Source organism: Fodinibius halophilus, from assembly GCF_011059105.1.
Classification (GTDB): Bacteria; Bacteroidota; Rhodothermia; order Balneolales; family Balneolaceae; genus Fodinibius; species Fodinibius halophilus.
In genome coordinates, this window is the sequence record NZ_JAALLS010000010.1 from 102,897 (window position 1) to 127,405 (window position 24,509).

The 24,509-nt window shown below is 42.3% G+C and carries 20 protein-coding genes; 4 read left to right on the forward strand and 16 right to left on the reverse strand.

Annotated features, from left to right (window positions below):
• Window positions 1-3: 3 nt before the first annotated feature.
• The 12 genes from G3569_RS09215 to G3569_RS09270 form a co-directional block, all read right to left on the reverse strand.
• Entirely contained in the window at window positions 4-795 is a 792-nt protein-coding gene (locus G3569_RS09215) for an MBL fold metallo-hydrolase (protein ID WP_165268354.1), read from the reverse strand.
• Window positions 796-859: 64 nt separating this feature from the next.
• A complete protein-coding gene (locus tag G3569_RS09220) occupies window positions 860-1,840 on the reverse strand; it encodes a PhoH family protein (RefSeq protein ID WP_434084075.1) in 981 nt (326 codons plus the stop codon).
• A gap of 98 nt (window positions 1,841-1,938) precedes the next feature.
• A complete protein-coding gene (gene rpe, locus G3569_RS09225; RefSeq protein ID WP_165268356.1) occupies window positions 1,939-2,625 on the reverse strand; it encodes a ribulose-phosphate 3-epimerase in 687 nt (228 codons plus the stop codon).
• 5 nt (window positions 2,626-2,630) lie between these two features.
• On the reverse strand, window positions 2,631-3,455 hold the full coding sequence (locus G3569_RS09230) for a PASTA domain-containing protein (protein WP_240894665.1): 825 nt from the start codon (window positions 3,453-3,455) through the stop codon (window positions 2,631-2,633).
• A gap of 29 nt (window positions 3,456-3,484) precedes the next feature.
• The gene (locus G3569_RS09235) at window positions 3,485-4,393 is read right to left on the reverse strand and encodes a hypothetical protein (protein ID WP_165268359.1); all 909 of its coding nucleotides are present in this window, start codon (window positions 4,391-4,393) and stop codon (window positions 3,485-3,487) included.
• A complete protein-coding gene (locus G3569_RS09240; RefSeq protein ID WP_165268361.1) occupies window positions 4,386-7,751 on the reverse strand; it encodes a TolB-like translocation protein in 3,366 nt (1,121 codons plus the stop codon). Before G3569_RS09240 ends, G3569_RS09235 begins: the two co-directional genes overlap by 8 nt.
• Window positions 7,752-10,922 (reverse strand): T9SS-dependent M6-like inactivated metalloprotease, encoded by a 3,171-nt coding sequence (locus tag G3569_RS09245; protein ID WP_491523260.1) that lies wholly within the window; start codon window positions 10,920-10,922, stop codon window positions 7,752-7,754. It lies immediately after the preceding gene.
• Window positions 10,923-10,950: 28 nt separating this feature from the next.
• Window positions 10,951-12,066, reverse strand: coding sequence for a type IX secretion system outer membrane channel protein PorV (porV, locus tag G3569_RS09250; protein ID WP_205720113.1), 1,116 nt, complete (start codon window positions 12,064-12,066; stop codon window positions 10,951-10,953).
• 180 nt (window positions 12,067-12,246) lie between these two features.
• Window positions 12,247-13,428 carry an acetyl-CoA C-acyltransferase gene (locus tag G3569_RS09255; protein ID WP_165268367.1) on the reverse strand — a complete coding sequence of 394 codons (1,182 nt, stop codon included), beginning with the start codon at window positions 13,426-13,428 and terminating at the stop codon, window positions 12,247-12,249.
• 42 nt (window positions 13,429-13,470) lie between these two features.
• Complete coding sequence (locus G3569_RS09260; RefSeq protein ID WP_165268370.1) at window positions 13,471-14,610, reverse strand: cystathionine gamma-synthase; 1,140 nt, start codon at window positions 14,608-14,610, stop codon at window positions 13,471-13,473.
• 11 nt (window positions 14,611-14,621) lie between these two features.
• Complete coding sequence (locus tag G3569_RS09265) at window positions 14,622-15,830, reverse strand: tetratricopeptide repeat protein (RefSeq protein ID WP_165268372.1); 1,209 nt, start codon at window positions 15,828-15,830, stop codon at window positions 14,622-14,624.
• A 27-nt stretch (window positions 15,831-15,857) separates the two neighbouring features.
• Window positions 15,858-17,186, reverse strand: coding sequence for a tetratricopeptide repeat protein (locus G3569_RS09270; RefSeq protein ID WP_165268375.1), 1,329 nt, complete (start codon window positions 17,184-17,186; stop codon window positions 15,858-15,860).
• Between the two features lie 153 nt (window positions 17,187-17,339).
• Here G3569_RS09270 and G3569_RS09275 point away from each other — a divergent pair, with 153 nt between their 5' ends.
• Together G3569_RS09275 and G3569_RS09280 are read left to right on the forward strand one after the other, a co-directional pair.
• Window positions 17,340-18,152 (forward strand): alpha/beta fold hydrolase, encoded by an 813-nt coding sequence (locus G3569_RS09275; protein WP_165268378.1) that lies wholly within the window; start codon window positions 17,340-17,342, stop codon window positions 18,150-18,152.
• Window positions 18,149-18,526, forward strand: a complete 378-nt coding sequence (locus G3569_RS09280; protein ID WP_165268381.1) for a RidA family protein — start codon at window positions 18,149-18,151, stop codon at window positions 18,524-18,526. The genes G3569_RS09275 and G3569_RS09280 overlap by 4 nt, the downstream gene beginning before the upstream one ends.
• A 58-nt stretch (window positions 18,527-18,584) precedes the next feature.
• On the opposite strand, the gene G3569_RS09285 is transcribed toward G3569_RS09280, so the two are convergent.
• The 4 genes from G3569_RS09285 to rplU all read right to left on the reverse strand — a co-directional run bounded on the left by G3569_RS09285 (window position 18,585) and on the right by rplU (window position 22,039).
• Window positions 18,585-20,516, reverse strand: coding sequence for a M23 family metallopeptidase (locus G3569_RS09285; RefSeq protein WP_165268384.1), 1,932 nt, complete (start codon window positions 20,514-20,516; stop codon window positions 18,585-18,587).
• Between the two features lie 3 nt (window positions 20,517-20,519).
• Window positions 20,520-21,176: a fumarylacetoacetate hydrolase family protein gene (locus tag G3569_RS09290; protein WP_165268387.1), complete on the reverse strand. Its 657-nt coding sequence runs from the start codon at window positions 21,174-21,176 to the stop codon at window positions 20,520-20,522.
• Window positions 21,177-21,248: 72 nt separating this feature from the next.
• Window positions 21,249-21,506 (reverse strand): 50S ribosomal protein L27, encoded by a 258-nt coding sequence (rpmA, locus tag G3569_RS09295; protein ID WP_165268390.1) that lies wholly within the window; start codon window positions 21,504-21,506, stop codon window positions 21,249-21,251.
• 20 nt (window positions 21,507-21,526) lie between these two features.
• Window positions 21,527-22,039, reverse strand: coding sequence for a 50S ribosomal protein L21 (rplU, locus tag G3569_RS09300; protein WP_165268392.1), 513 nt, complete (start codon window positions 22,037-22,039; stop codon window positions 21,527-21,529).
• A 155-nt stretch (window positions 22,040-22,194) separates the two neighbouring features.
• On the opposite strand from rplU, the gene G3569_RS09305 reads away from it, so the two are divergent.
• Together G3569_RS09305 and G3569_RS18390 are read left to right on the forward strand one after the other, a co-directional pair.
• Entirely contained in the window at window positions 22,195-22,401 is a 207-nt protein-coding gene (locus G3569_RS09305; RefSeq protein ID WP_165268395.1) for a hypothetical protein, read from the forward strand.
• Window positions 22,402-22,428: 27 nt separating this feature from the next.
• A complete protein-coding gene (locus G3569_RS18390; RefSeq protein WP_205720114.1) occupies window positions 22,429-24,501 on the forward strand; it encodes a peptidylprolyl isomerase in 2,073 nt (690 codons plus the stop codon).
• Window positions 24,502-24,509 lie beyond the last annotated feature (8 nt).

The following is a 24,509-nucleotide window of genomic DNA, read 5'->3' on the forward strand; positions in this document are numbered from 1 at the left end:
AAGTTATATTGCTTCGATTTTGTATCCCTGTTGTTCATCATAGTCGGTGAGCTTAAAAAGGGGATGGTGTGAATCATGGTATCCCATTAGTATGTATTGTTCTTCATAAGCTCGTTTAAGCAACTCCTTACGGGCCCGCATGCTTTGTTGGGCATCAAAATCATATTTTGCGGCAAATTTTCGGTTCACCTCTCCACGCGTTGCAAGTACATCGCCGGCCATCATATATTTTTGAGTACCGTCATCAAAAAGTAACACTTGCGAGAATTCGGTATGCCCCCCAATTTTTTCGACTGATATTTCGGGATATGGTTGCTCATCATCATCTAAAAAGTGAATATCTGCTTTAGCATCTAAAAAATGAATAAAAGCAGTTTTTTCCTCGTCGTAATATTCATCTTGGGTCATTATTTTTTGCCAGCCATTTTCAGAAACCCACAGCTTGGCATCGGGGAAGGTGAGTTCCCAAAATCCGGAAGAGCGCTCTACCAATCCCCCTATATGATCATAGTGGAGATGACTGGCAAAAATGTCAGTGATATCGTATTCGGTGAGGTTATATTCTTCAAGATTCTTTTTTAAGGTTTCGGTACTGGTGTCTTCTCCAAAGTCGCCGATACCAACATCAAACAGGATATTTTTGTTGCCTGATTGTATAATGAACGGATTAAGAGAAATTTTCAGTGCCCCTTTGGCCGGGGGATCATCACGATTGATTCGATTAAATTTTTTATCTAATCCCACACTGAAGGTGCCTTCATAAAGTGCATGGGCGGATATTGTTTTAGTACTCATACTGCTAAATAAAACGAAGTGAAAGGTTGCTGAGGCCGGGAGAGCTCTACAGGTTACTTATTGTTTATTTCCTATTTTTACTTTCATGCCTGTCGTAGGCCTCAATGATTTCGCGTACCAGTTTGTGGCGAACAACGTCATCCTCATCGAGGTAAACAAAGGAGATTCCTTCAATATCTTTAAGAATCTTTTGTATGGAAATTAATCCCGACTGTTTTTTTCGAGGCAAGTCGGTTTGGGTGATATCCCCGGTAATGATGGCCCGACTGTTAAAACCAATACGCGTTAAAAACATCTTCATCTGCATATTGGTGGCATTTTGTGCCTCATCCAAAATGACAAATGCATTATTGAGGGTACGTCCACGCATATAAGCCAGAGGAGCTATTTCAATAATATTTTTTGCCAAGTACAGTTCTAACCGGTCATACTCGATCATATCTTCCAGCGCATCATAAAGGGGGCGCAGGTAGGGATCGATTTTTTCACGCAGGTCACCCGGTAAAAAACCAAGCGTTTCTCCTGCTTCGACTGCCGGCCGTGCTAAAATAATTTTCTTAACCTTCTGCTGTTTAAGGGCTCGAACCGCAAGAGCAACAGAGGTATACGTTTTTCCTGTACCCGCAGGCCCGATAGTAAAGACGATATCATTGGTTGCAGATGCCTCAACAATATCTTTTTGGCCCGGTGTTTTGGCCGTGATAGGTTCACCATCGTGGGTATTAAGGATAAAATCTCCCGAGATTCGGCTATCACGAAGGGGGTTGGGTTTCTGGTCTTCTCGATCGCTGTGCTTTAGAGCCAGTACGGTGTCAACATCATCTTCGGTAAGGTCGTTATTTCGTTTAGCCATATTAACGAGCTCATTCAAGATCTCGATAAGCTCTTTGCGATCACTTTCGGGGCCGTTAATTTTGATACTTCCGCCGCGTGCCGTAATCTTGGTATCGGGATAGGCTTTATCCAGTTTTTTGAGATGTTCATCATGAAATCCCAAAATGATAACCGGTTCTACATCCTCAATGCTGTACGTCGCGTTACTAATTGTTGATTGGTCTGCGATAGAAAAATGATAATTTAGTTAAAACTGAACCCTTAAAATAAGGAAATTGAATGATAATTTTGTAGGTGTTATTTATTTGTTTATGCAACAGTTCCTTTACCAAGGCGGGCCTTATTTTGAAGAGTAGCGATACGTTTTTGTACATCATCAGCTTTAAAAACAGCACTGCCGGCAACTAGAATTTCAGCCCCTGCCTGGGCTACTTTTTGGATGTTGTGTGGTTTTACTCCACCGTCAACCTCTATAACAAAGTTAGTGCTTGTTTGTTCACGTATTTGAACCAACTGCTGAAGTCGTTGGTAGGTAGATGGAATGAAAGACTGGCCGCCAAATCCAGGATTTACACTCATAAGAAGTACCATATCGATATCTTCTAATATAGGTGTGATAGTGCTTAATGAAGTACCGGGATTTATAGCTATACCTGCTGTAATATCATGAGAGTGGATGTTCTGAACGGTGCGGTGCAAATGGGGGCATGCTTCTTGGTGCACGGTAATATGATTAGCTCCTGCCTCTACAAAAGCTTCTATATATTGATCCGGGTTTTCAATCATCAGGTGTACATCCAGGAAGGCATCGGTCGAGCGCCCGGCAGCTTCTACAATGTCTGGCCCGTAGCTGATGTTGGGTACAAAATGCCCATCCATAATATCACAGTGTATCCAACGGATATTGGCGTTATTACATTTTTCGATCTCTTCGCCAAGCTTGCTAAAGTCGGCCGCTAAAATTGAAGGTGCTAAAATAGGAAGTTCAAAATCCATGATTCTTATTGCTTTGTTGTGTCGGGGACAGCTATATTTTGTGTGGTATCAATGATGGCCCCAGATTCACTTTCTTCTTTTAAATTATATCGTTCGGAGACGATGAGTTTAAGTGTTGTGTCAACCACTACCTGTTCTTTCTTTGGTTGGTAATCGAGTATCACATTGGGATCGACATCTTTGCTGGGTTTAAATTGTATTTCGCCTACACGCAGGCCTGCCTTTTGAAGTTTCTGTTGGGCTTCAGACAGTCGCAATCCCAGGATATTTGGTACATCTACAGTTTTTTCGCCCAAACCGTCACTAACTGCGAGATCAACAAGAGTACCCTTGGGTACTACTTTTTCGGGTTCAATAGATTGACGCAGGACCCTGTTTTTAAAACGGTTGGATTCATAGCTTACCGTTCCGATTCCAAGCCCATAATTTTGTAACTGTAGTTTGGCATTGCGGTACGAGAGGTTTACAACATCCGGAACCGTTACTGTAGGGTTCGATTCGGTGTTAACCGTAAGGTAGATTTTGCGGTTGGGCTTGACAATTTCAGAAGGAGCAGGGGTCTGGTCGATAACATAGTCCGCCGGATAAGCAGTATTAGATCTGCGTTCGGCAACTTCGGATCGCAGGCCATACGACTCCAGTTGTTGTTGGGCTTCTTCAAGAGATATTTGAGATACATCAGGGACGGTTAATCCTTCATCGTAATTTGTGTAGGCGGGCATGATGATCATATCAGCCAAGAATAGAATCAATGCTCCCAAAACAATGATTGAAGCACTACCGATATAAAAAGTTTTGCTGGTAAAGATCTTTTTAAGTGTCGACATCATGGGTAAAAATACAGTTCTTTGGGGATTTCTTAAAAATGATATTTAAGGGATATGCTTTTATGGGGTGTTAAAAAATTTGTCTGCGTTTCCAGACGATTATTCTTAATCTTAACCGTCAGGAATGAATCAAACGCAGAGACAATATGGTTTAGTATAAGTAGCGATACCATGTTCCCGGCTAATCGATAACTGTCGTTGAATGTTTCGGCAAGGTCTGCTCCCCGGAAGAAATAACTTGACATATCTGCCCCATCCCATGCAAGCTGGTATTTTGAGTCAAAGTCACTCCAGCCGGGTCCAAATTGATAGTATTTGCTGATAAGCTCATAGTACTGTTGCGAGCCATAATCGGGCAATACATGTGAAAAGGGATTTCCATATTCATTATCAGGAAAGACAAAAGGGGTATTACGCTCTGCATTTCGCAGCAATTCAAGATCAACTTTTCCCCAATCCTGATCAGGATCGTAGCTGGCTGATATCCCGGTAACTTTATTAGCAAGCTCATCAATATAGGGATTACTTATTTGTTGATTTTGATTATGGTATTCAACCAGCCACTTGGCATAAGTAACTACACTCCAATTGTTATTGGCAAATTTTTTATATCGCCGTTCCTGGGCCCGGGCGTCACGTAGTTTTTTGATATGTATACCTAAGAAGATGGCTTCTGCCAGGAGATAAGTTCCCGCTCGTATCCATTTTTTGTTGGCTGCCTGTCCGCTGCCGGGAATAATGGCAGAACTTAGCAGGGCAAGGCCCGGTTTTTCTCTAATTGGCTGGTAGAACGGCGTTGATTGGTCAGCATAATTTATTTTTGGCTGTAGGTCTTGGATCGTAACAGTGGGTTCATCGGAGTTTAAAGAATTGGGTTGCGCATACCCAATGGTGAGCATTGCTAAAAATAATAATAGGGATATTGCTGTTTTTCTAATCATTATTGAGAACATCAAAATCAAAAGTTAAACCAAAGTGGAAGATAAATTCATTTCCATATTGTACAGTACTACCCGACGATTGGGTTATAAATTCATCAGGTAAGTTAATATCAAAGTTATTGAATCCATAAGCGCTACTTATAAATAACTTTAAGGGAAATAGGTAATAACTGTTGAAGGCAAATCGCAGTTCTGCTCCAAGGCCCGTTTTAACAGTAGTATTGTTAGCTAATGGCCCGCCCCATCCGTTGCCGACCTCTCCAAATAGCCGAAGGTATAGTTTGTCTAAACTATGGCGGCCGAGCTGGTGATTGATGTTACGAATAAGTGGAACATTATAAGAAAGTTGTGTCATGGCTGTGCTATTGCCGCCAATCGCAAAGTACGGATAGCTGCGCATCCCGGTAAATCCACCTATATAGTCAAGGTAGAAAGCATCATTGGGAGCGTTTACATAGCTAAACCCCCGGCCATATATTCCCAGGGACGAACTGTTTGAGAGAGGATACCCAAAGCGCACGGTTGCTTCCAGCGAATGGTTTTTTACCGTCTCATAAACGGGTAAAAGGGTGTTATCTTCAATTTCGTATTCATCTAACAGTTTGCTTGGCTCATAGGAATATCTAATCAAAGTTTTGAGGCCCACGGGTGCAACATCGGAATGTGGATAACGCAATACGTTTTCGTACACGTGGGCTGCAGTAAAGGTTGTGCCTTTATAGTATTCCGAAGAGGAAGAGGGAATAAATTGTTGAAGCTCTCGAGAAAAGAATCCATCGGTTTGAACTTCATAGGGACTGTACCGGGCTCCAATTTCAACTAAGTTGTGCCTGTTAATTTTACTTCGAAGGTAAAGGTTGGCTTCCCATATATTATACGCGATATCAGCGGAGGTAGTATCGGGCAGGCAAGATGTACAGGGAAACTCTTCAATTGTTAAGCCATTAGATACATTGCGTCGCATATTATAAAGTTCAACAGAAATGGTAGGCGACCATCGTTTTTCAATAAATGGCAGTCCGCTATGTTCTATGATCGTGAATAAATCGCGGTCCAGGTCGGTTAGCCGCGAGGGCGAAAAGAAGTTGCCAATTCCACTGCTTGGTTCAGAAGCTATGCCAAAGAGGGCCCCACCAAAAACAGTTAAATTATCGGTAACTTCTCGAGAACTGAAGTATGTACCGATCTTTAGGTCTCGGAGCAAGTTTTTACCCAGATCACCAAACCTGCCGGCGGTAAGTAATCGGCCGTTGCTACCATGTTTTTTTGAATAATTATCAAATCGAAGAACCGGATAGAAACTAAAACTTGTGTAGTTATTTTTATAGGTCGTTAAAACCGGGGGATTGTGTTTTGCTTTACCGGTAATATCGAGGGTAAGAGAGTCGGATTGCCCCAGCTTTTGAAGCTCAGCAGGGGAGATGGCTGTGATATGCTTAAGGTTTGTACGATCGGGAAGCTCCTCAAGAGTTTTCAACGCGATAGCGGAGCGGTCATATTCGGTTTTAACAGTTTGTTTGACCGTAGACAGATCTATTGCTGAAATCGCATACCCGTCGGCCTTAAATTCAGAAAAATAGAGTTTGCTGCCCGCTTGGTGAGGCATAAAGGCACCCCCCAGTACATTGGTTAGCTTTTGGGGATCCGGTGACGGTTCGTCCAGTGAGATGCGATAAATATTGAAAATACCATCCGGGTCAGCGGCATAATAAAGGTATTGCCCGGATGCATCTACAAAGGGATCACGGTAATTCGTAAGGGAATCGTGGAGTACGGGAACGGTTGTATGCTCTTCAAAATCATATCGATAAATATTTCGGCTATAGTCGTCAGCTTTTGCGAAGTATACGATATTACCATCGGGATGCCATGCCGGGGTATAAACGTGTTGTCCTTTGGTAAAGTTTGTGAGCGGTTTTAAGGAGCCACTTTGCAGATCTATAATAGATATATTACTACTGCCACCCGTTTGTTGAACAGCAACAGCTTGTTTCTTGGTAGGATGCCATATTGGTGAAGAAAGACGCTTACTATGGGTAAGGCGTTGGGTATGGGGTGTATCTATATTATAGATAAAAAGATCGTTGTATCGCTCACCGTACTGATTTAGCTTTTGTTTGCTGAAGATCAGAGACTGGCCATCAGGTGAAAAAGAAAAAGCCGATTGTATATGTTTAAGGATGGGTTTCTGAGAATGCCCTTTGGCTTTTTGTGGAGAGGAGGTATGTGGAACCCCTATATTGATAGCTTGTTGAGATCGTGCACTATCATTTAATGTTTCAATGAAAAGTTGTGTACTTGAAGAACGGAAATTTTGATTCGAGAGATATGCAATCTTATTACCATCCGGAGAGAGGTGAGGATAGAAATTGAAAAAACCACCGTCCTGAATTGTATTCGTTGAATAAAATGTTTGTCCGGCAATAGCAGAAGTATAATTTTTTGTTGTGTTATCAATAAAGGTATGAAACAGCTGCTGAGCATCGGTGCCGGTGGCTTTATGCAGTGCTTCGTTGATCGTGTACGCCCCATTATGGGCTAAGGCGTTAGATATTTTGGGGATAATAGATTCGCCGTAGTTTTGTACCATGAAACTAGTGAAGGCAAAACCCTGATTATAAACTCGTTCTCGCTCGAGAGCATTTTTGGAAGTAAAGAATGCCATCCCATCTAAAGAGATAGGACTGCCGTTAAGCAGGGCTGTACGTAAAAGCATATCGCGGTGCGAATCCCAAAAGTCGTGGTACAGTTTCTTGCGCTGATATTGAGCTACTCCTTCGGCAAACCATGCCGGTACGTTAATAGTGGCAAAGGGATAGGTGAGAATTCCTTTGGGATATCCATATAGTACATCAGGCCGGCGTACATCAGAGTATGATAGCCATTGAAAATAAAGGGCAGGCAGTCGTCGTCCCTTTTTCATAGCCACTTGTAGTTGTATAATATGGGTGAACTCGTGACTTATAACATCCCATAGCCAATCGTGCGAACCGCGAAGGGGACTGTTTAGGGCCGGTACCCATATTTCGATCTGATTGTCAAAGAAATATGCTGCGCCATTGGAATAATCCTGCCGATCATTAAGGATAATGTCTATTTTGGTATCAGGCTCATATTGGTATAACGAGGTAATAGTGGGATATACTTCTTCAGCTATTCTCGAAGTAACTTGTGCCGATCGGCTATTTCCTTTTTGGAAATGAACCTGGAAATGTTCGCTCTCTACAGTATACCAGGGCAAATGGTTTTGCGGGTAACTGTATTGGGATGGTGAAAGTTGTGCCCACGCGGGGGTGGATAGGCCTGCAAATGCGATCACAGAAATAAGGAAGATGATATGCAGAGATCGGTTTATCATTTAATGAACAACCACCATTTTGATCATTTTTTGGTTTTTCTCTCCATTTACTGTTGCGGTAATCATTGCAAAATATAATCCGCTGCTCCAGTTTTGTGTATTAATGCGATGTTCTTCGGGGGCATTTCCGGTTGTTTGAATACGTTTATCGAAGACCACAGACCCACTGCTGGTAATGATTTTAATATCTACATATCCAGGTTTTGAGGTTTGAAAACGTATATTCGAGTAATTATTTGCCGGGTTGGGCCAATTGTAGGTCTCTTTTTTTACTAAGATCTCTGATCCCGGGTTGCCGGTAGGGGGAGGTTGGGCATTGAGGGAACCGGATATTTTATTGTATGAAGAATTGCCGTACCTACTGCCCCATAGCACATCATCAATAGAGGCAAGTTGCCAAGCTTTCAGTTCCCCTTTGTGGCTAATGGCATATAACGTATTATTACTTAAAATGGGATGTATAGGAGCATTGTTATTTTTTGATATTCCCCCTACATAGAGAGGAAAACCTTCGATGGGTTTGCCTTGGCTGTTATAGGCATGAATGTTTATTCCAAGGCTATCTTGTGTTGGGAGATAAAGACGATGGTGCTCTGAATTTTTGATGCTTGCAACAAGAGGTGTTCCGGTAAAAGAGCTCCCCGGCGGGGGTTCCAGGGGAAAGTGAGATAGCATTGCACCATTACTATTTCGTGCTTCAAGAGTGCCTGTTTTCTTATTGATATATAAAAAATCCAGCCGGTTATCGTTATTGATGTCGACCATTGCAGGCCAACCAATAGCTGTATTTTTGACGAGATAGTGGGGAGAAGAATCACGAGAGTCGTAAAGCACCAGGCTGTTATCTGTTATCAGGAAAAAACCAGATTGTGATGTCGAGAGCTGAATTGTCCCGGTGTACATACGGTTGGTAGAAGAGGGTATACTATAGGTATCTTGAGCAGGGAGTATTTGGAGCTCTCTGTCAGTTAGTTGGGCATAACGGCCATCAATTGTATGTGAACGCTGAAGAGGAGCATCAAGGGGAGACAAGAATGACCCGTCTGATAGATCAAGACGTTGGGGAGTAAAATCGAGTAGCAGGGTTTGGTCATCCAATGAACTGATAAACCCGTTGTTTGCCTCAGCTTGGCTGCTCCAATTATTGACCCACTGCGTGCCATCCCATCGCCAAGACATTACATTGATGGTATTTGATGTAGGTTCCTCTGCTAAAACGAGGGAACGTCCCAGGTATGGCTGTTGTGGTGTAGCTGACTGAAAATCAAAAATAGGGGTACTATTACTTGATAAGCGAATAGCATAGGTTGATTGCTGGCTGGGGACAATCAAAAAAGAGTCGGACGAACTGTGATAAAGGGAAAGTTCCATTGGGTAGGATCGGTTGTATGCCTCCACTTGATCTGAATAGGTTTTTTGATCCGGAACGGTATCATGTGGAAGTGAAACAGGAGTGATATTGCCAGATGAAAGTGGACGTATATTGAATGTGGCTACCGGTTTATTATCCGAAAAATCATAGAGTTCAAAAAAACTTTGTGCTCCTGAATTGCTTTGGTTGGCTGGGTGGGTGTCCGGACCAAAACGGTTCTCATATAGTGTTAGCGTATCACCCGAGGCGGTAATCACAGAGGCGTTGTTGTTTTTCCACCAAAAATCAAAGGCTGTACCCCGAGCTTGGGAACTGAAGTTGCTGTTAGCGGCTCTTCCGATATCCTGGGCTCCATCAGCTTCTTCGAGATCTACTCCCCGACGTTGAGGATTGGCATTTACTGTTTGGGATCTAAGAGATTCATTGATTACCGCTTCATCGATATGCCAAATAAGGATACCGCCGTTCAACAGACGATCATCATCGGTATCATCTTCGCCATCAGGCCCCACTGCCATACCTCCAGGCAGACTCCAGTCGAAACTACTAACATCGGTAACTACCCCAGCCTCAAACAGGTCCGTAAATCCATCCGTTTGATTAACAAAGGTTTGGTTGTCATTTGTGAACGTCTGTTTTTCTACATCTCCCCCAGGTGTTTCAATAGTAAGAGTAACCCCATTTTTATTTGGATCGCGATGGCGATTTTCAATCAAAAAGTATTCGTTGCCAGATAGGTTATATTTTGCAATGCTATTATTCTGATACAATCCAGAAGCCGGAAGTGATATGTTGCCAGAGGTACTTTTATTGATAGTAAAAGGGTTTTGCCATCCCAAAAAAAACTTTTCCCAGGCCGATGGCTCGGGCGGAAATATTCCTTGGTACGAAAAAAAGCTTTCTCCGTCCATTAGCCCGAATCGGCCGATACCCGATTCTCCGGTCTCGGTATTAAATAAGTCGGGTAGCCCCAGATAGCTACCGATAGAGGCACTCAGTAGTCCATTGAGGGATAGTTGCAATACAAATTGTTGGCCTGTGATATCTTCACCGGGACGTGAAAGCGTGCGGGGTAAAACTATAGAATTAGTAATACGAAATGAACTGTTGTTAATTGCAAATCCATCAAAGGAAGGGATATTAAGAAGGTCACCTAATGTTTGTTTGCCCATATACAGCGAGGGGATATCCTGTGGAGTCTTATTCAGGCTGGTTCCGGTCAATTCAATATCGCGACCTACTCCGCCGTGGAAAATAACAAAAGCTGTTGTTTCCGGATTTAATGTATCGGTTGCCATACCGCCTTGTTGGCGTACCGTTTGCCAGGTATCAGAAACAAGTTTGGCAATTTTTTTATGACTGAAGTTCTTGCCGGTAGGCGAATAGGATTCCATCTTTTTTGGAAGCTGGTAAATATTTTCTAACACATGATAGCCAATATGGATCTGCTGCCCCGATACTGTTTCAAAATAGTTTTTTGTAAATTTGAGATGTTGTTCAAAATATTCCCGATTGTGGGGCAGGGGATCGATACGGATATCCGGAGAATTAAGATAGGATAGGTTGCCATTTTGAAATGTGCCATCTCCGGTGGTAAGACGATTTTCGTCGGGCTGAAATTGAACACGAACGCCGATAATGGTCAGGGAGTCGAGGGCTCGGGCTTCTAAAGATGAGTGAGATGATATAGCATGGCTTCGGGTGAGTTGTTGGGCCGTAGCAGAAAATATGCAAAAAAATAAAAGCATACTCACAGGGAGTATGCTTTTGATTATCTTACTTTCACGATCTTTCTCCATTAAGCCAAGTTCAATCCTGAGTTGTTGGTTAGAAGTTCAGGACTAAGCCAAATCGTGTGGTATTTGCCAAAGGGTGATTTTCATCTCCCAGGGTATAGATATAGCTAAAGTCGATACCCACAAACTTGTATCGCAGACCAGCTCCCAAGGTCATAAATTGGCGATCGCCATTATTAGGATCTTCATAGTAATAGCCGGTTCGTACAGCGAATAGGTCATTGTACCAATATTCCAAGCCTGTGGCGATCATAAGCTGTTGTGCTAATGAAAGAGTAACAGGATCGGTAGAAGGGTCACCATCGGTATCTCTTTTAAGGCTGTCCCAGGAATTAAATATGGCACCGATAGGGCCTTCAGGATTGCCATCAGAATTTAAGCGAGCCATTATTTTTGAAATGTCGTTGGTAATGGTAATAGTATTAATCCCCTTATTATCAAGGCCAGTAGTAAATGCCCACCCTACCCGAAGGACGGTTGGCAGCGGGTCTTTTTGACCATTATCGATATAGGTCATATTTGGCCCAATATTTGAGAGATTCAAGCCGGCATTAAAATTGGCATCCTGACGCAAAAATTTAAAAGTGTTTGATTGATACATAGCTGCAATATCTACGCCAATACTGGAACCGGGATTAATTTGTTGTTCATCCACTTTACCATCAGCCAGACTACTATAAATAAATCGGACTCCGGAACCCAATGACCAATTTTCATTAAGTTTTAACCCGTATGAAAGTCCGGCAGCGAGTTCATAACTGTTAAAACGACCAAGATTATTACCTTCGGTACTTGTTCTTATCTGTTCACCAAGGTTCAAATAGGTGATATGTGCACCAAAGGTTCCAATATCTTTAACATGATATTTGCCAACGAGATAGTCATAAAAAAGGTCGGCATTAAATCGGGGTAGCCATTCACTGTGGGTAACACTTATTTGGTTCCCTTTCTGGAAAGCAAGTCCTGCGGGATTCCAGAATACCGCCGAGGCATTATCAGCAAGAGCAACCCCTGTATTTCCCATTCCGGCGGCCCGTGAATCAGGTTCAATTTGTAGAAATGGAACTGCAGTTATCCCCACCTGGGCAGAAGATATACTAACTGTTAGTAGAAGTAATGATAAAACTGAAAGTACTTTCTTAATCATAAGATCAGGCAATTATAAATCATTTATGTGTATAAAAAACGATCAAGCGAAATATAACTTCGTAAATTTCTCCCTTGATTACCAATAATTGTAATAGTATAAATGTATCATAATATTTTAAAATAAAAAAGGCGGGACAACCAGAGTTATCCCGCCTTCATACAATGGGTATACAGAAGTTTAAGATAGCATCTCAATTACCATTGCCGATGCTCCGCCTCCTCCATTACAGATTCCGGCGCAACCATATTTGCCACCTGTCCTTTTGAGAGCATGTACCAGGGTTACCATAATACGTGTGCCGGAACATCCGATGGGGTGCCCGATACTAACTGCGCCCCCGTGGATGTTGACTTTTTCAGGGGCTAACTCCAGGATCTGGTTATTAGCTAATGCAACAACTGAAAAGGCTTCATTCACTTCAAAGAGGTCAATATCATCTTTTGTTAGCGACGCCCGTTCCATGGCAATGGGCATGGCGTCAGCAGGGGCAGTGGTGAACCATTCAGGTTGTTTTGCCGCACTGGATTGACTTAAAATACGGGCAATAGGTTTTAGGTCTAACTCCTCAGCCTTTTCTTCAGTCATCAGTAGTACGGCTGCTGCCCCATCATTAATACTGCTGGCATTAGCAGGGGTTACCGTTCCTTCTTTGTCGAAAACAGGACGCAGGTTTGGAATTTTATCATAGTTAACCCGCTGTAGCTCATCATCCATTTTTACTTTGGTGACATTGCCTTTGCGATCCTTAACCTTCATTTCAATAACTTCATCATCAAAATAACCTTCCTCGTGTGCGTTAATAGCACGTTTGTACGATTCGATAGCAAACTCATCTTGCTGTTCGCGGCTAATATTACATTCATCAGCACAAATTTCAGCAGCATTACCCATGTGGAAATCGTTATATACATCCCAAAGACCATCTTTGATGATGCCATCTTTAGCTTCGGCATGGCCTAGTTTAGAACCAAAACGATGCTTTTCAAGGTAATATGGCACGTTACTCATGCTCTCCATGCCACCGGCCACAATAACATCTGCTTCGTTGAGCTTGATTTGATTTGCAGCGATCATAATTGCCTTCATACCTGAAGCACATACCTTATTAACAGTAGTTGAAGGGGTGAGTTCAGATAAGCCGGCTTTTAAGGCCGCTTGGCGTGCCGGGGCCTGACCTATACCTGCTGTTAGTACATTTCCAAAAACCACTTCTTGGATTTCTTCGGGGTCTATACCAGTTGTACGAATGATTTCTGTAATAGTAGTAGCCCCGAGCTCAGGTGCGGAATAGGAAGAAAGACTTCCTCCAAAAGATCCCACCGGCGTTCGTTTGGCTTCAACAATAACTACATTTCTCATAGTAAAAAGATTATGGTTAATATATTTAATTCAATTAGAGCCTTACGCGAAGGCTTGATTAAGACCTTCAATAAGGTCTTCTGCATCTTCAATTCCAACAGACAGGCGAATCAGGGAATCTTTAAGGCCAGCCTTTTGACGTACCTCTTTAGGAATTGAGCCGTGTGTCATAGAAGCAGGATGGCTAATTAAAGATTCAACACCTCCCAGACTCTCGGCAAGCGTAAAAATGGAGGTTCTGCTCATAAATTCTTGAGCCTCTTCAATTGAATCGTCTTTCAAAGAGAATGAAACCATCGCACCAAAATCACTCATCTGTTTTTTTGCAATCTCATGTTGTCCGTGACTTTCAAGACCGGGGTAGATAACTTCATCAACGGCTTCATGGTTATCAAGAAATGCAGCTACTTTTTTTGCATTGTCGACCGATTGTTGAACACGAACAGACAAAGTTTTGATGCCACGTAAAGTTAAGTAGCAGTCCATAGGGCCCGGGACGGCACCGGTAGTTTTAACCTGGAACCGTAATTGCTCCATGATATCGGCATCTGAGGTAGCAACAGCACCGCCTATAATATCGGAGTGCCCACCCAAGTATTTCGTAGTTGAATGGAGTACGACGTCTGCTCCCAGGGATAATGGTTGTTGTAAATAAGGTGAGGCGAAAGTATTATCGACCAGAGAAGTGATATCGTTTTCATCTGCAAAAGAGGTTAATTCCTCAATATCTACTACTCTGAGTAGGGGGTTGGTGGGTGTTTCAATCCAAAGAAGCTTGGTTTTATCGGTTGCTGCTTCTTTGACTTCTTCAATATTGGTCATATCTACAAAAGAAAAGTCGATGCCGTAGGGGGCAAAAACTTCTGTAAAGAGGCGATATGAACCACCATACAGATCATTGGATGCAATTACCTGATCGCCTGGGCGGTACATTTTTAGGACGGCATCCATAGCAGCGCAACCACTTGCAAAACAAGCACATTGCTCGGCGCCTTCCAAACCGGCGATAAGCTTTTCTAAGGCCGTTCGTGTGGGGTTCCCTACACGGGCATAATCATAGCCTTTATTAACGTTTGGCGCTTCCTGTTTATATGTAGATGTTTGAAAGATCGGAGGCATTACTGCGCCCGAAGTTTCCTCCGGCTTTTGACCGGCATGTATTGTTTTGGTGTTAAATTTCATTGCAAAAGAATTTAATAATTGGATTTCGCTTTGCGAGCTTTCTCATGCATACCAAGATATGAATAGGCTTGGTATAGGTTTTGCCAAAGTGCTTTTTTCTTTGGATTTTCTTCAACTAATTCTTCTAGCAGAGGTAGAGAAGAAGTTAAATAAACTTTGATTTGTTCCTCAACCTTAGATTTCTCTTTCATGGTTACAAGAGGTAAAATCTGCTGATAGTTTGAGGCACTATTATGGTAAAATTGAGCAAGCCGTTGTTTTAATTCTAAATTTGACGGATTCTGTTTTGTCAAAATTTTTAAGTGATTCTCGGCTTTACTGAGGAGTGAGTCAGCAGGGGAGATCGAAATATTACTGGTAGTATCAGAAGGTAAACTTCTTTTTAGAGAATCAAGGTGTTCGGTAGCAAGATAATAGAGTTCCGTTGCGAGGCTCTGTCTGTAAATAATATTTTGGGGCTTCTGATCAGCTAAATCTGTAAGCAGGCTTACCGCCTTTTGATGTTCATTGGCACTGATATAAGCGTTTGATAATCCATGAAGAAGGTTCAAAGACAGCTCGGGAGAGTCTCCTTCTTCATAAAGAGTAATAGCTTTTCGAGGATTATCATGGTTGAGATATAGAAATGTTAACTGATCCAGCAATGTAATTGGTAGCTCAGAGATGTTGTGCCTGGCTTTTTCCAGCAGTTCGATAGCTTTTTGGGGTTCCTGTGCCTTATAGAAAGCCTGTGCTCCCATTTTATATGAGATAGCACTATCGGGGATAAGTGTAGTAGCATTGGTAAAATATGCCGCTGCTTTCAAGTAAGAGGCAATACCAAGGGTGCTGTCGGATTGTATAATTTGTAGCCCCTGGTTGTGTTCATTGCTCCAACTAATACTAAGTAACTGCTGAATTTGTTTCTTTCGTTCACCACTACCGTGAGTATGGGCGAGCTCGATATTTTTTTGGGCGTTGCGATAGTGTGGGGTCCGCTGTTTGGGAGCTTGGAACTTTTGCCCCAGTTTTATTTGATACTGACCTTTTTGATATAGTAGGGCAGATGAACTATCGGCAGATAGCCTCTGATTTATATCAGAAATATTCTTTTGTAGCTCAGCTGTGCTTATTTTTTTTTCGGTATTATCTGATTTTGAAGTTGAATTTAGCGCATTACAACTAATAAATAACCCGAATGCAAGCGCAAGGCTTGCAATTCGGGTAGATAAATGATTCATGAATAAAAAGGTTTAACTCTGGAAAGTTTACTGCATGCCCGCTTTTTTCATAGCTTCTTTGGCTTTCTTATCCATTCCAAGGACGGTATAGATGCTGAATAAACTCTTCCAATAATCTTTATTCTCGGGTTTAATTTCAGCAGCTTTCTCATAGTACCCCATGGCTTTTTTAAGCAATTCTTTCCCTTTCGCATCAATCTTATTTGCCTTCTCATTATCAGTGGTACGATTACGTTTTTCAAAGAGAGCCTTAGCTCGGTTTTGGTATAAAACACCTAAGGTGTTATAAGCTACGTCATTATCTTTATCATACTTTAGCGTTGCATTGAGCTCGCTCTCTGCTTTTTTAGTCAATTCCTTCATCGTAGAAAGGTGTGCATCATTGTTCTGTTTTAATGAAGAAATTTGCTCTTTTAGCTTATCAGTTTTGGTTTCGTTGTTGGTGTCCCGAAGTTCTTGCTGGAGCTGCAGAATTTTATCAGAATTGCTTGCGATCTTATCACGAATTTTAAGGGCTTTCTGATAGATCTGAGTACCGAGGACTAAGTGAAATCGTGGGTTCTCGGGATCTTTTTCAACCAACTGTTTGACAACACTGATAGCTTTATCCGGCTTTCCTAGACGGTTATAAGTATCAGCTAAGCTTTTAATAATATCTTGATCTTCGGGAAACTGTTCTTGTCCCTTTTGAAAAGTCTCAAGTACTTTTTGTTGATTGTCTAGCTGGTAGTGGAAGCTAGCCAACTGACGGTAGTCAAGTGGTTTGAGGGTAGTGTCCGGAACCATTTCTATATATTGCGATTTGGCTTTTACAGCTTCCTCAAAATCTTTATTCATACTTGCCACAGATGCAAGTGTGTTCCAAGACAGTGAGCTGTCCGGTTGAACTATTGTAGCATTCTTAAAATGGCCGACAGAATATTTTAAAGGATTTTCGACAGTATTTTTGAGGCTGTCATTACGTGCCATTTTAACTCCCCTATTATGCTCTGTTTGCCATAAAACTTTTTTAATAGAGGTGATGCGTTCCATTTCAGAGGGCGGATCTTCTGTCTTAGAAGCCACTTCTTGTGCTTGTTCAAAAGCTTTATTCATACGCTTATAAAAGTCACGCCGTACCTCTGGATCTTCTTTTTTGCCAGCAAGGTCTCCTAAAGCAACACCTTTGTAGTAAAACCCTAATGGGTCTTGAGGGTATTGTTGAATAGCTTTTTCAGCTGACTCAAGTGCCGCTTGGGGGTTTTGATCTTCAATATGTGATTTTGCCTCATCGACAAGTGGATTTGTGCTTCCGCACCCGATCAAAATGCCGATAAGCAATGTAACAACTATATATGGTAATTTTTTCATTAACATGGTGTAGATTCCTGTAGGATTCAATGTTAGAATATCCGTTTAGTGAAGGGGAAAGTAACTATATATAGCCCTTTCTGCAATATCATCGCTTAAAAATTATTATATTGATCTAATAAAAGAAATTATAATAGGGTAACGCATTAAATAACGAGAATGTTTGGAGCTAGCAGGTACAAAGTCCATAAAAAGAACAATTTTGAGTATTTATATATTTCTGCGAATGATGAGAGTGCACAAAATGTGATAATGTTACACGGAATGTTCGGTGGCTTAAGTAACTATGATCCCTTAATAGAACATGCCGAAGGGTGTAATATTATAGTTCCATCTATTCCTTTATATGATTTCAAAGCCCGGAAACTTTCTATTCAGAAGCTAAGTGGCTGGTTGCATAAATTTACTAAAGAGCTACATATTGAAAATCCAATATTGCTTGGTAATTCTATGGGTGGACATTTAGCTTTAGACTACGCTTTGCAATACCCTGATATGGTTTCTGCCTTGGTATTAACCGGTAGTTCCGGTATTCAGGAAAAAGATTTTGGGTCCAGTTTTCCGCGACGTAAAGATCGAGAGTATATACGCAAACAGGCTGCTCTTACTTTTTATGAGGATCTGATTGATGATGAAATTATGGATGAGATCATGGAGGTTGTCACATCTCCATCGAAATTACTGAATATGCTAGCAATTGCTCGCGATACGCATGAGTATAATATGGAGGAGTTTTTGGCTGATATCCCACATGCTACTCTGCTTGTATGGGGGCGTCACGATGAAATAACACCTCCTGAAGTGGGGCGAACATTTTTTGATAAATTACCTAATGCTCAATTACGTTGGATTGATAAGTGCGGACATGCACCGATGATGGAACACCCAAAGACATTTGCATTGTTACTGAATGAATTCTTAATTGAACTCCCAAAAACAAATCACAGTAAATACAATACTTATAGTTTATGAAGACAATTATTCACACCTCTGATGCGCCGGAAGCCATTGGCCCCTACAGCCAGGCCGTAGTACATAATGATATTGTTTATTGTTCTGGCCAGATTGGCTTAGACCCCGACACAATGGAATTTGTAGGTGATGATGTAGCCTCCCAAGCCGAACAGGTTATGAAGAATCTGGAAGCAGTACTTTTGGAAGCAGGTTCAGGTTTTGGAAAAGTTATCAAATGTGGTATTTATCTGGATGATATGAGTAATTTTGAGACCGTTAATAAAATTTACGGTAGCTTTTTTAAAAGTGATCCACCGGCACGAGAAACAGTGGCCGTTAAAACCTTGCCAAAGAATTGTAAGGTGGAAATCGGTTGTACGGCTTATGTCTAATTATTCGATCCGATAATACTTTTGTTATTGAGCCCGATGTGTCGATCATCGGGCTTTTTTATTTCGTTATCGTAAAGGAAGATGACCTTTTATTTCCCATCAAATCATAAGTTGTGATCTGTATAGCCATAGATTCGGATGGCTCGAAGTTGGGATGGTAATAGACAAAACGATCATCTTCGGGTTCAAATTCTGCAATACCGGGAACACCGTTTACAGATATATGGGTCTTGTTATAGTCAATTCCGGATAAGTTATCAGTTGCTTCAATTATAAGTACCCATTTCTTATCAGGTCGTTGGTGAACGGATGGGGCGCTTAGCTGTGGTGCGGTAGTATCTCGCCGTAAACTAAATGTACCAAGTGAAGAAGCTTTGCCGATAATAAAATCTTTTGTGAACTCTGTTGGGATGAGTTCCCACTCTTGATCATCAAAACGATCATATTTATATAGTGAAAGTTTAGCAGTATCAGAAAGTAGCGAATCTTTATTCACATAAATTTTATATGAGTCCCTCAGAGGATAGGCTTCAGGCACCATATCAACGGTTAAAGAATCGGGGCGATGCTTGTTTATCGTCATCCCTACGGAAACGGTATCATAAAAAGTACGTGCGGGAAAGAGGGCAAAACCCTGCTGACTTGTTGAGGATAACACTTTTTCGGTATTGGGTTTTACTCGGTATAAGGTGAGCGGACCTAGTTTGGGTGTGTTTATAAAAAGGGAGCTGGAATTTTGGAATGGAATTGCAATCCTATCATCGTGTGTTACCAGTTGGGTTGAGTCGACACCAACGGTCAGCTGTGCAAAGGTAGCCTTACTAACACTGACCCAATTAGAAAACCAATCCCAATGATGGGCCGACTGAAGCAAAGGGGAGGTCGTCTTTTTATCGACATGGGATAGATTATCAGAGCTGTTTGTAGGGCCTTGCACATCAAGTGTCAGAGAAGCGGTAGTTGAGTTCCCAAAGTAATCTTTTGCACGAATAGTAACTTTATGTCTGCCGGGCGGAAGGTTAAGTCGTCCTCTATTTTTGCTTGTTTTGTAAAAGGGCAAGGTATTTCCATCTGCAATATATAGTCGCTGGTATCCGCCTTTACCTTGTTGCAAGAGGGGATATATACGATCCAAAAACATCTGGTCGGTTTCTTGATAAGAAAAGCTATCCACACGAGAGGTAAACATATGCATCCCGTTTACAGAGAGGCTAAGCTCATAGGCTGCATAGGCATTGGTTACGTGGTTCGACTGGTCAAAAGCATCGATCGCCAGCCCTACAGGACCCGTAACGCGGATTGTACCGGCCCGATAGGTATTCCCGGCAGTCCAGGTTCGTTTCCTATAAATACGATTATTGCCTTCGATTGAAGACTGGGGAGCTAATGGTTCTACCGCTACTCCCTGTATCTGGGGTGCTATAGTATCTTTGACATCCAGGTTTGTTAGCAGGGGGTTAAATGGTTTGTGGGAGGGTGTTCGTAACTCAAAATGGAGGTGAGGGGGACCGATGCCGGATGCGCCGGAATATCCAATAATATCTCCCTGTTTTACTTTAATGCCGCGCCATCCCCAAGAGCGATCGATCTCGAATTTGTATCCCTCAGCAATGCGAACTGAATCTGCCAATTGTTGTAGCTGGCTGTTAAACGAAAGCAGGTGTGCATATACAGAATAGGAGCCGTCATCGTGTTTTAGATAGATTACTTTACCATATCCCCGCGGGCCAATAGCAATCCGGTCAACAATACCGTCGCGAGTAGCGTAAACTTCATAGCCCCGTCGCCCCCAGGTTTTAATATCGAGTGCTGCATGGAAATGTTGTGAACGGGTTTCAGCAAAGGTAGAGGTCAAATAGGAACTGGATGCAGTGGGCCAGAGGTAATCGGCAGAGTAGACGTTGTTATAATACTGCTTTGGCTGCCCCTCGGCCGGGGGAACCAGCATGCATGCCAATAGAATAAGCAGAAAACCAGATCGTACTTTCATTAATTATTGAACCGCTATGGTTAACTTAGAAAGGTCATCCCCCAGTACAGCTTTAATTGTATCACCGGCCTTTAGTGGCGAGACCCCTTTGGGAGTTCCTGTAAAAATCAGATCACCCGGTTGCAAGGTAAAGATCGTGGATAGGTAGTGAACTAATTTGGCAACGGGAAAGATCATTAGTTTAGTATTGTCGGATTGGCGACACTCCCCATTAACATCAATTTGGAGTTCAACATTTTGAGGGTCTTCAATGGTATTAGCCGGTACAAAAGGGCCCAGGGGAGCAAAGGTATCAAAGCCTTTGGCTACGGCCCAGGGGTGAGCATTGTCTTTGGCTCGTTGCTGAATATCGCGAGCCGTTACATCAATACCAACAGCATATCCGGCAACATACGAAAGTGCTTCTTTTTCGGGGATGTTTTTGCCCTCTTTACCGATTGCAGCTACCATCTCCACCTCATGGTGTACATTATCACTTTGAGGTGGAAGTTTAATTGTCTCCCCATCCTCAATTATACTATTGCTGGGTTTTAGAAATACCAGTGGTTGGTCCGGCACTTCGTTCTCAAGCTCATGGGCATGCTCCACGTAGTTGCGCCCGATACAGTATATGTTTCCGATATGGAGTTCCGGTAATCCGGATAAATTTTTTTGTGACATAAGATATCTAATATAAGAAAAGCCTTGATCTCGTGAGAAATCAAGGCTTTAAAAAGAGTAGTAAAAAACGTGTTATGCTACAGGCTCGACACTTACAAACTTACGTCCGCCTGAGCGCTTACGGAATTTAACTTTTCCTGCAGCCTTGGCAAAGAGTGTATCGTCTTTACCGCGACCAACATTTTCGCCAGGGTGGAACTTAGTGCCACGTTGACGAACAATAATATGACCGGCTTTAACCATTTCTCCGCCGTATTCCTTAACACCTAGCCGCTTCGATATCGAATCGCGACCGTTCTTTGTAGATCCTTGACCTTTCTTATGCGCCATAACAATTTAAAATTTCTGAGTTATCCTTCTTGCTTACTTTCCCATGCATCTAAGACCGTAACCCGGCTCTCATCTTCGGGAACAAATCCTTTGAGCTCTTCGAGATCTGTATTTCTGATATGCTTAATAGCTTCTTTCGCTGTCATATCAGTAGAAAGCTGTTCAGCTTCTTCAGATTCCGAAGACTTCGTTTCTTTCTTGGCTTTGGTACTGCCAGATCCGGAAGTGGAAATCTTGTTAATCTCGATTTGAGACATCGGTTGACGATGACCTCGCTTGACTTGGTATCCTTTACGTCGTTTCTTCTTGAATACAATAACTTTATCCGACTTTACATTGTCGAGTAAAGTAGCTTCAACGGTGGCGCCTTCAACAACGGGCTTCCCTACCGTTACATCACCTTCATTATTCGTCAAGAATACTCGATCGAAGGTTAGCTTTTGATCAGTCTCATCACTTTGTTTATCAACAAACAGGACATCGCCTTCTGAAACGCGATACTGATGTCCACCTATTTCTACTACTGCGTACATCTAATTAAGATATTTAATGTTATAAAAAATCGTTTCGCTACAGAATGCCAAATATAACCTTTTAACTGCTGAAAGCAAAGCCAAATATCTGATGAATTATAGCTCACAAAATTGTATTATGGCAGTGAAGAAAATCCAAACAGGAAAATAGTATTATGGGAAAGAATTTACCGGATCTGCATGAACAGGCACTGATGTTTAAAAATACAAAACGTTTTCAGCGTGATGGCGGAAGAGCATGGATTAAAGATTCTCAGCTCTACGAAGCAAGAAAAGATGGAAACGGGAAACTAAATACTGTGCAAAAGAAGAAAAAAACCGATCGTATAGAAGAAGCTGAAGATCATAAGCCCTCATTATAATAGTCCTCTTTTCTAAACTATTCATCTATGCGATATACTAAATTTCGAACGTGGGCGATCTTCATAATCGTCCTTTTGGGCGTAGTAATTGTACTCAACTACTCCGGGGGATCAGGCATCTACAAAAGCAACACGCCTGTTACCGATTCTTTGATTACGGAATCGTACCCTGATCTTTATCGGGCTATTGCCAAGCGCGATATTAATAAACTAGAGCCTTTTCTCTCGCATAGCAGTACTCCTGTTCGAGCACAGGCATGGAGAGCTTTTGCGAATACTCCTGTAGATTCGTTGTCTCCATTTCTTGCGCTGGCAGCCTCACAAAACTCAGAAGTTGCATGGTTTGGGATAAGCAGGCACCAGGTTAATGAATCGCAGCTTCGAGCCCTGGAAAAACGGTGGGAAATAAATTCGGCTACCCGTTCTGGTATCGCCCGGGTTTTGGGACAGCAAGGGGATAAGGAAAGCCTAAACTTTTTATTAGATAAGCTGGATAACCAAGAGATAGCAAATGACTACCAGGTGGCACTGGCAGTGGGGCGGTTAATATTGGAATATGATATTGACGAGAAGCATCAGCTGGAAGTATTGGAAAAAGCATTTGAAGTAAATGAGACCGCTACGACAATAGCATACCTGTATGGATGGTATCGGGGGGATCGGACTCGCCTGACATCATCTGCTGCAGATACCCTTTATTCATATTGGCAAAGCTTTGGCAGCGGCAATGCCGATATCGATCAGTTTGTAAATAAAATACTTCCTGAACGTACAACGGCACAACTCACCGTCTCTTATAACGGCAAGCAAGAGCTTAACAGCGATAATCAATTGGCCGTAGAGTTGGCTAAGTCTGTGAGTAGTCTCAAAATGACGGATAAAAACTCACTTGCCGCAAAAATACTGTTGACAAATACAAGTCCGCATGTACAAATACAAACGATAAAAAGTTTGAAAGGGAAGATTTCTAAGGGGGGGGATCTGTATAGTCACATCAGCCAATCGATGTTGCCGGACCAAACCCTGGCGGATATCGTTTGGGTGCAGGGGCTTGAGGCCTCTCTGGAAATAGAACCGAATATTGTAAGCGATTATCAGGAAAGATTACAGAAGGTAGCGGAAAATGACCCTTATTTGTGGCCCCAAGTGCTTGCAGTGTACCAAAAAGCGGAAAGCCCGGATGCATACCTGGAAAGGACCCAAGAATTGGTAAACAGTCAAGACACAATGGCTGTTATGAGTGCTGTGCAAGCTGCTAATCGGTTCTGGGGAAATCTGCCCGATGAGGAACAGACTGATAGCCGGATAAAAAAAATGCGTGATATCACTTTTCAAGCATTATCACTTCGAGACCGGGCGGTAGCTGCCGTATCTCAGGCATTACTACGAAAAGAAGAGCTATTCAAAGCAGAAGATTTTGCCCGTATCAATAAGATCTTGCGTTCTTTTTCACTGCCCGATGATATCGAAGTATATCAAGCGTTTGCTTCTTTATACAAGGAACGGTTTGAGCAGCAGGCTGCTAGTACTATTGATTCACTGGCAGCATTAAGTGATGTATCGCTGAATCGTTCTCTTGCTGATGCCGGTTGGGATGTAAACGTCCCGGAAGGGGAAGCAGCTGAATTTCGCATGCCCAATTGGCAGCGTCTTTGGGAGTTGGGCAGAGAGCCGGTATGGACATTAAAAACAGAAAAAGGTCCTATTTCAATAAAGTTGAATACATTGAGTGCCCCTGCTACTGTAGCTATGATAGACAGTTTAAGTAGAACAGGTGCCTATAACGGAGTCCCCTTTCACCGGGTCATCCCGAACTTTGTTATCCAGGGAGGAGATATTGAGCGCGGCGATGGGTTTGGAGGTCCGGATTTCGTGATTCCTACCGAGGCTTCGGAGCATGGTTTTGAACGGGGGACAGTTGGTATCGCCAGTGGGGGAACAGATACCGAGGGCAGCCAGTATTTTATTATGCACCAGTGGAAACCTCACCTAAATGGCAGATATACCCGATTTGGAAAAGTTATTGAAGGATTCAGATATATTGATAGAATTACGGTGGGGGACAAAGTAAATACCACAGTCTGGGGAAAGGCGATTTAAAATATTTT

What these genes read in the sequence shown, in the direction of transcription:
- G3569_RS09230 (WP_240894665.1), bottom strand. Translation starts at nt 3,455, where the DNA reads ATGATGTCGACACTTAAAAAGATCTTTACCAGCAAAACTTTTTATATC.
- G3569_RS09255 (WP_165268367.1), bottom strand. Translation starts at nt 13,428, where the DNA reads ATGAGAAATGTAGTTATTGTTGAAGCCAAACGAACGCCGGTGGGATCT.
- rpe (WP_165268356.1), bottom strand. Translation starts at nt 2,625, where the DNA reads ATGGATTTTGAACTTCCTATTTTAGCACCTTCAATTTTAGCGGCCGAC.
- G3569_RS18390 (WP_205720114.1), top strand. Translation starts at nt 22,429, where the DNA reads ATGCGATATACTAAATTTCGAACGTGGGCGATCTTCATAATCGTCCTT.
- G3569_RS09215 (WP_165268354.1), bottom strand. Translation starts at nt 795, where the DNA reads ATGAGTACTAAAACAATATCCGCCCATGCACTTTATGAAGGCACCTTC.
- G3569_RS09245 (WP_491523260.1), bottom strand. Translation starts at nt 10,922, where the DNA reads ATGGAGAAAGATCGTGAAAGTAAGATAATCAAAAGCATACTCCCTGTG.
- G3569_RS09240 (WP_165268361.1), bottom strand. Translation starts at nt 7,751, where the DNA reads ATGATAAACCGATCTCTGCATATCATCTTCCTTATTTCTGTGATCGCA.
- rpmA (WP_165268390.1), bottom strand. Translation starts at nt 21,506, where the DNA reads ATGGCGCATAAGAAAGGTCAAGGATCTACAAAGAACGGTCGCGATTCG.
- G3569_RS09260 (WP_165268370.1), bottom strand. Translation starts at nt 14,610, where the DNA reads ATGAAATTTAACACCAAAACAATACATGCCGGTCAAAAGCCGGAGGAA.
- G3569_RS09270 (WP_165268375.1), bottom strand. Translation starts at nt 17,186, where the DNA reads ATGTTAATGAAAAAATTACCATATATAGTTGTTACATTGCTTATCGGC.
- porV (WP_205720113.1), bottom strand. Translation starts at nt 12,066, where the DNA reads ATGATTAAGAAAGTACTTTCAGTTTTATCATTACTTCTACTAACAGTT.
- G3569_RS09235 (WP_165268359.1), bottom strand. Translation starts at nt 4,393, where the DNA reads ATGATTAGAAAAACAGCAATATCCCTATTATTATTTTTAGCAATGCTC.
- G3569_RS09290 (WP_165268387.1), bottom strand. Translation starts at nt 21,176, where the DNA reads ATGTCACAAAAAAATTTATCCGGATTACCGGAACTCCATATCGGAAAC.
- rplU (WP_165268392.1), bottom strand. Translation starts at nt 22,039, where the DNA reads ATGTACGCAGTAGTAGAAATAGGTGGACATCAGTATCGCGTTTCAGAA.
- G3569_RS09285 (WP_165268384.1), bottom strand. Translation starts at nt 20,516, where the DNA reads ATGAAAGTACGATCTGGTTTTCTGCTTATTCTATTGGCATGCATGCTG.
- G3569_RS09265 (WP_165268372.1), bottom strand. Translation starts at nt 15,830, where the DNA reads ATGAATCATTTATCTACCCGAATTGCAAGCCTTGCGCTTGCATTCGGG.
- G3569_RS09305 (WP_165268395.1), top strand. Translation starts at nt 22,195, where the DNA reads ATGGGAAAGAATTTACCGGATCTGCATGAACAGGCACTGATGTTTAAA.
- G3569_RS09275 (WP_165268378.1), top strand. Translation starts at nt 17,340, where the DNA reads ATGTTTGGAGCTAGCAGGTACAAAGTCCATAAAAAGAACAATTTTGAG.
- G3569_RS09280 (WP_165268381.1), top strand. Translation starts at nt 18,149, where the DNA reads ATGAAGACAATTATTCACACCTCTGATGCGCCGGAAGCCATTGGCCCC.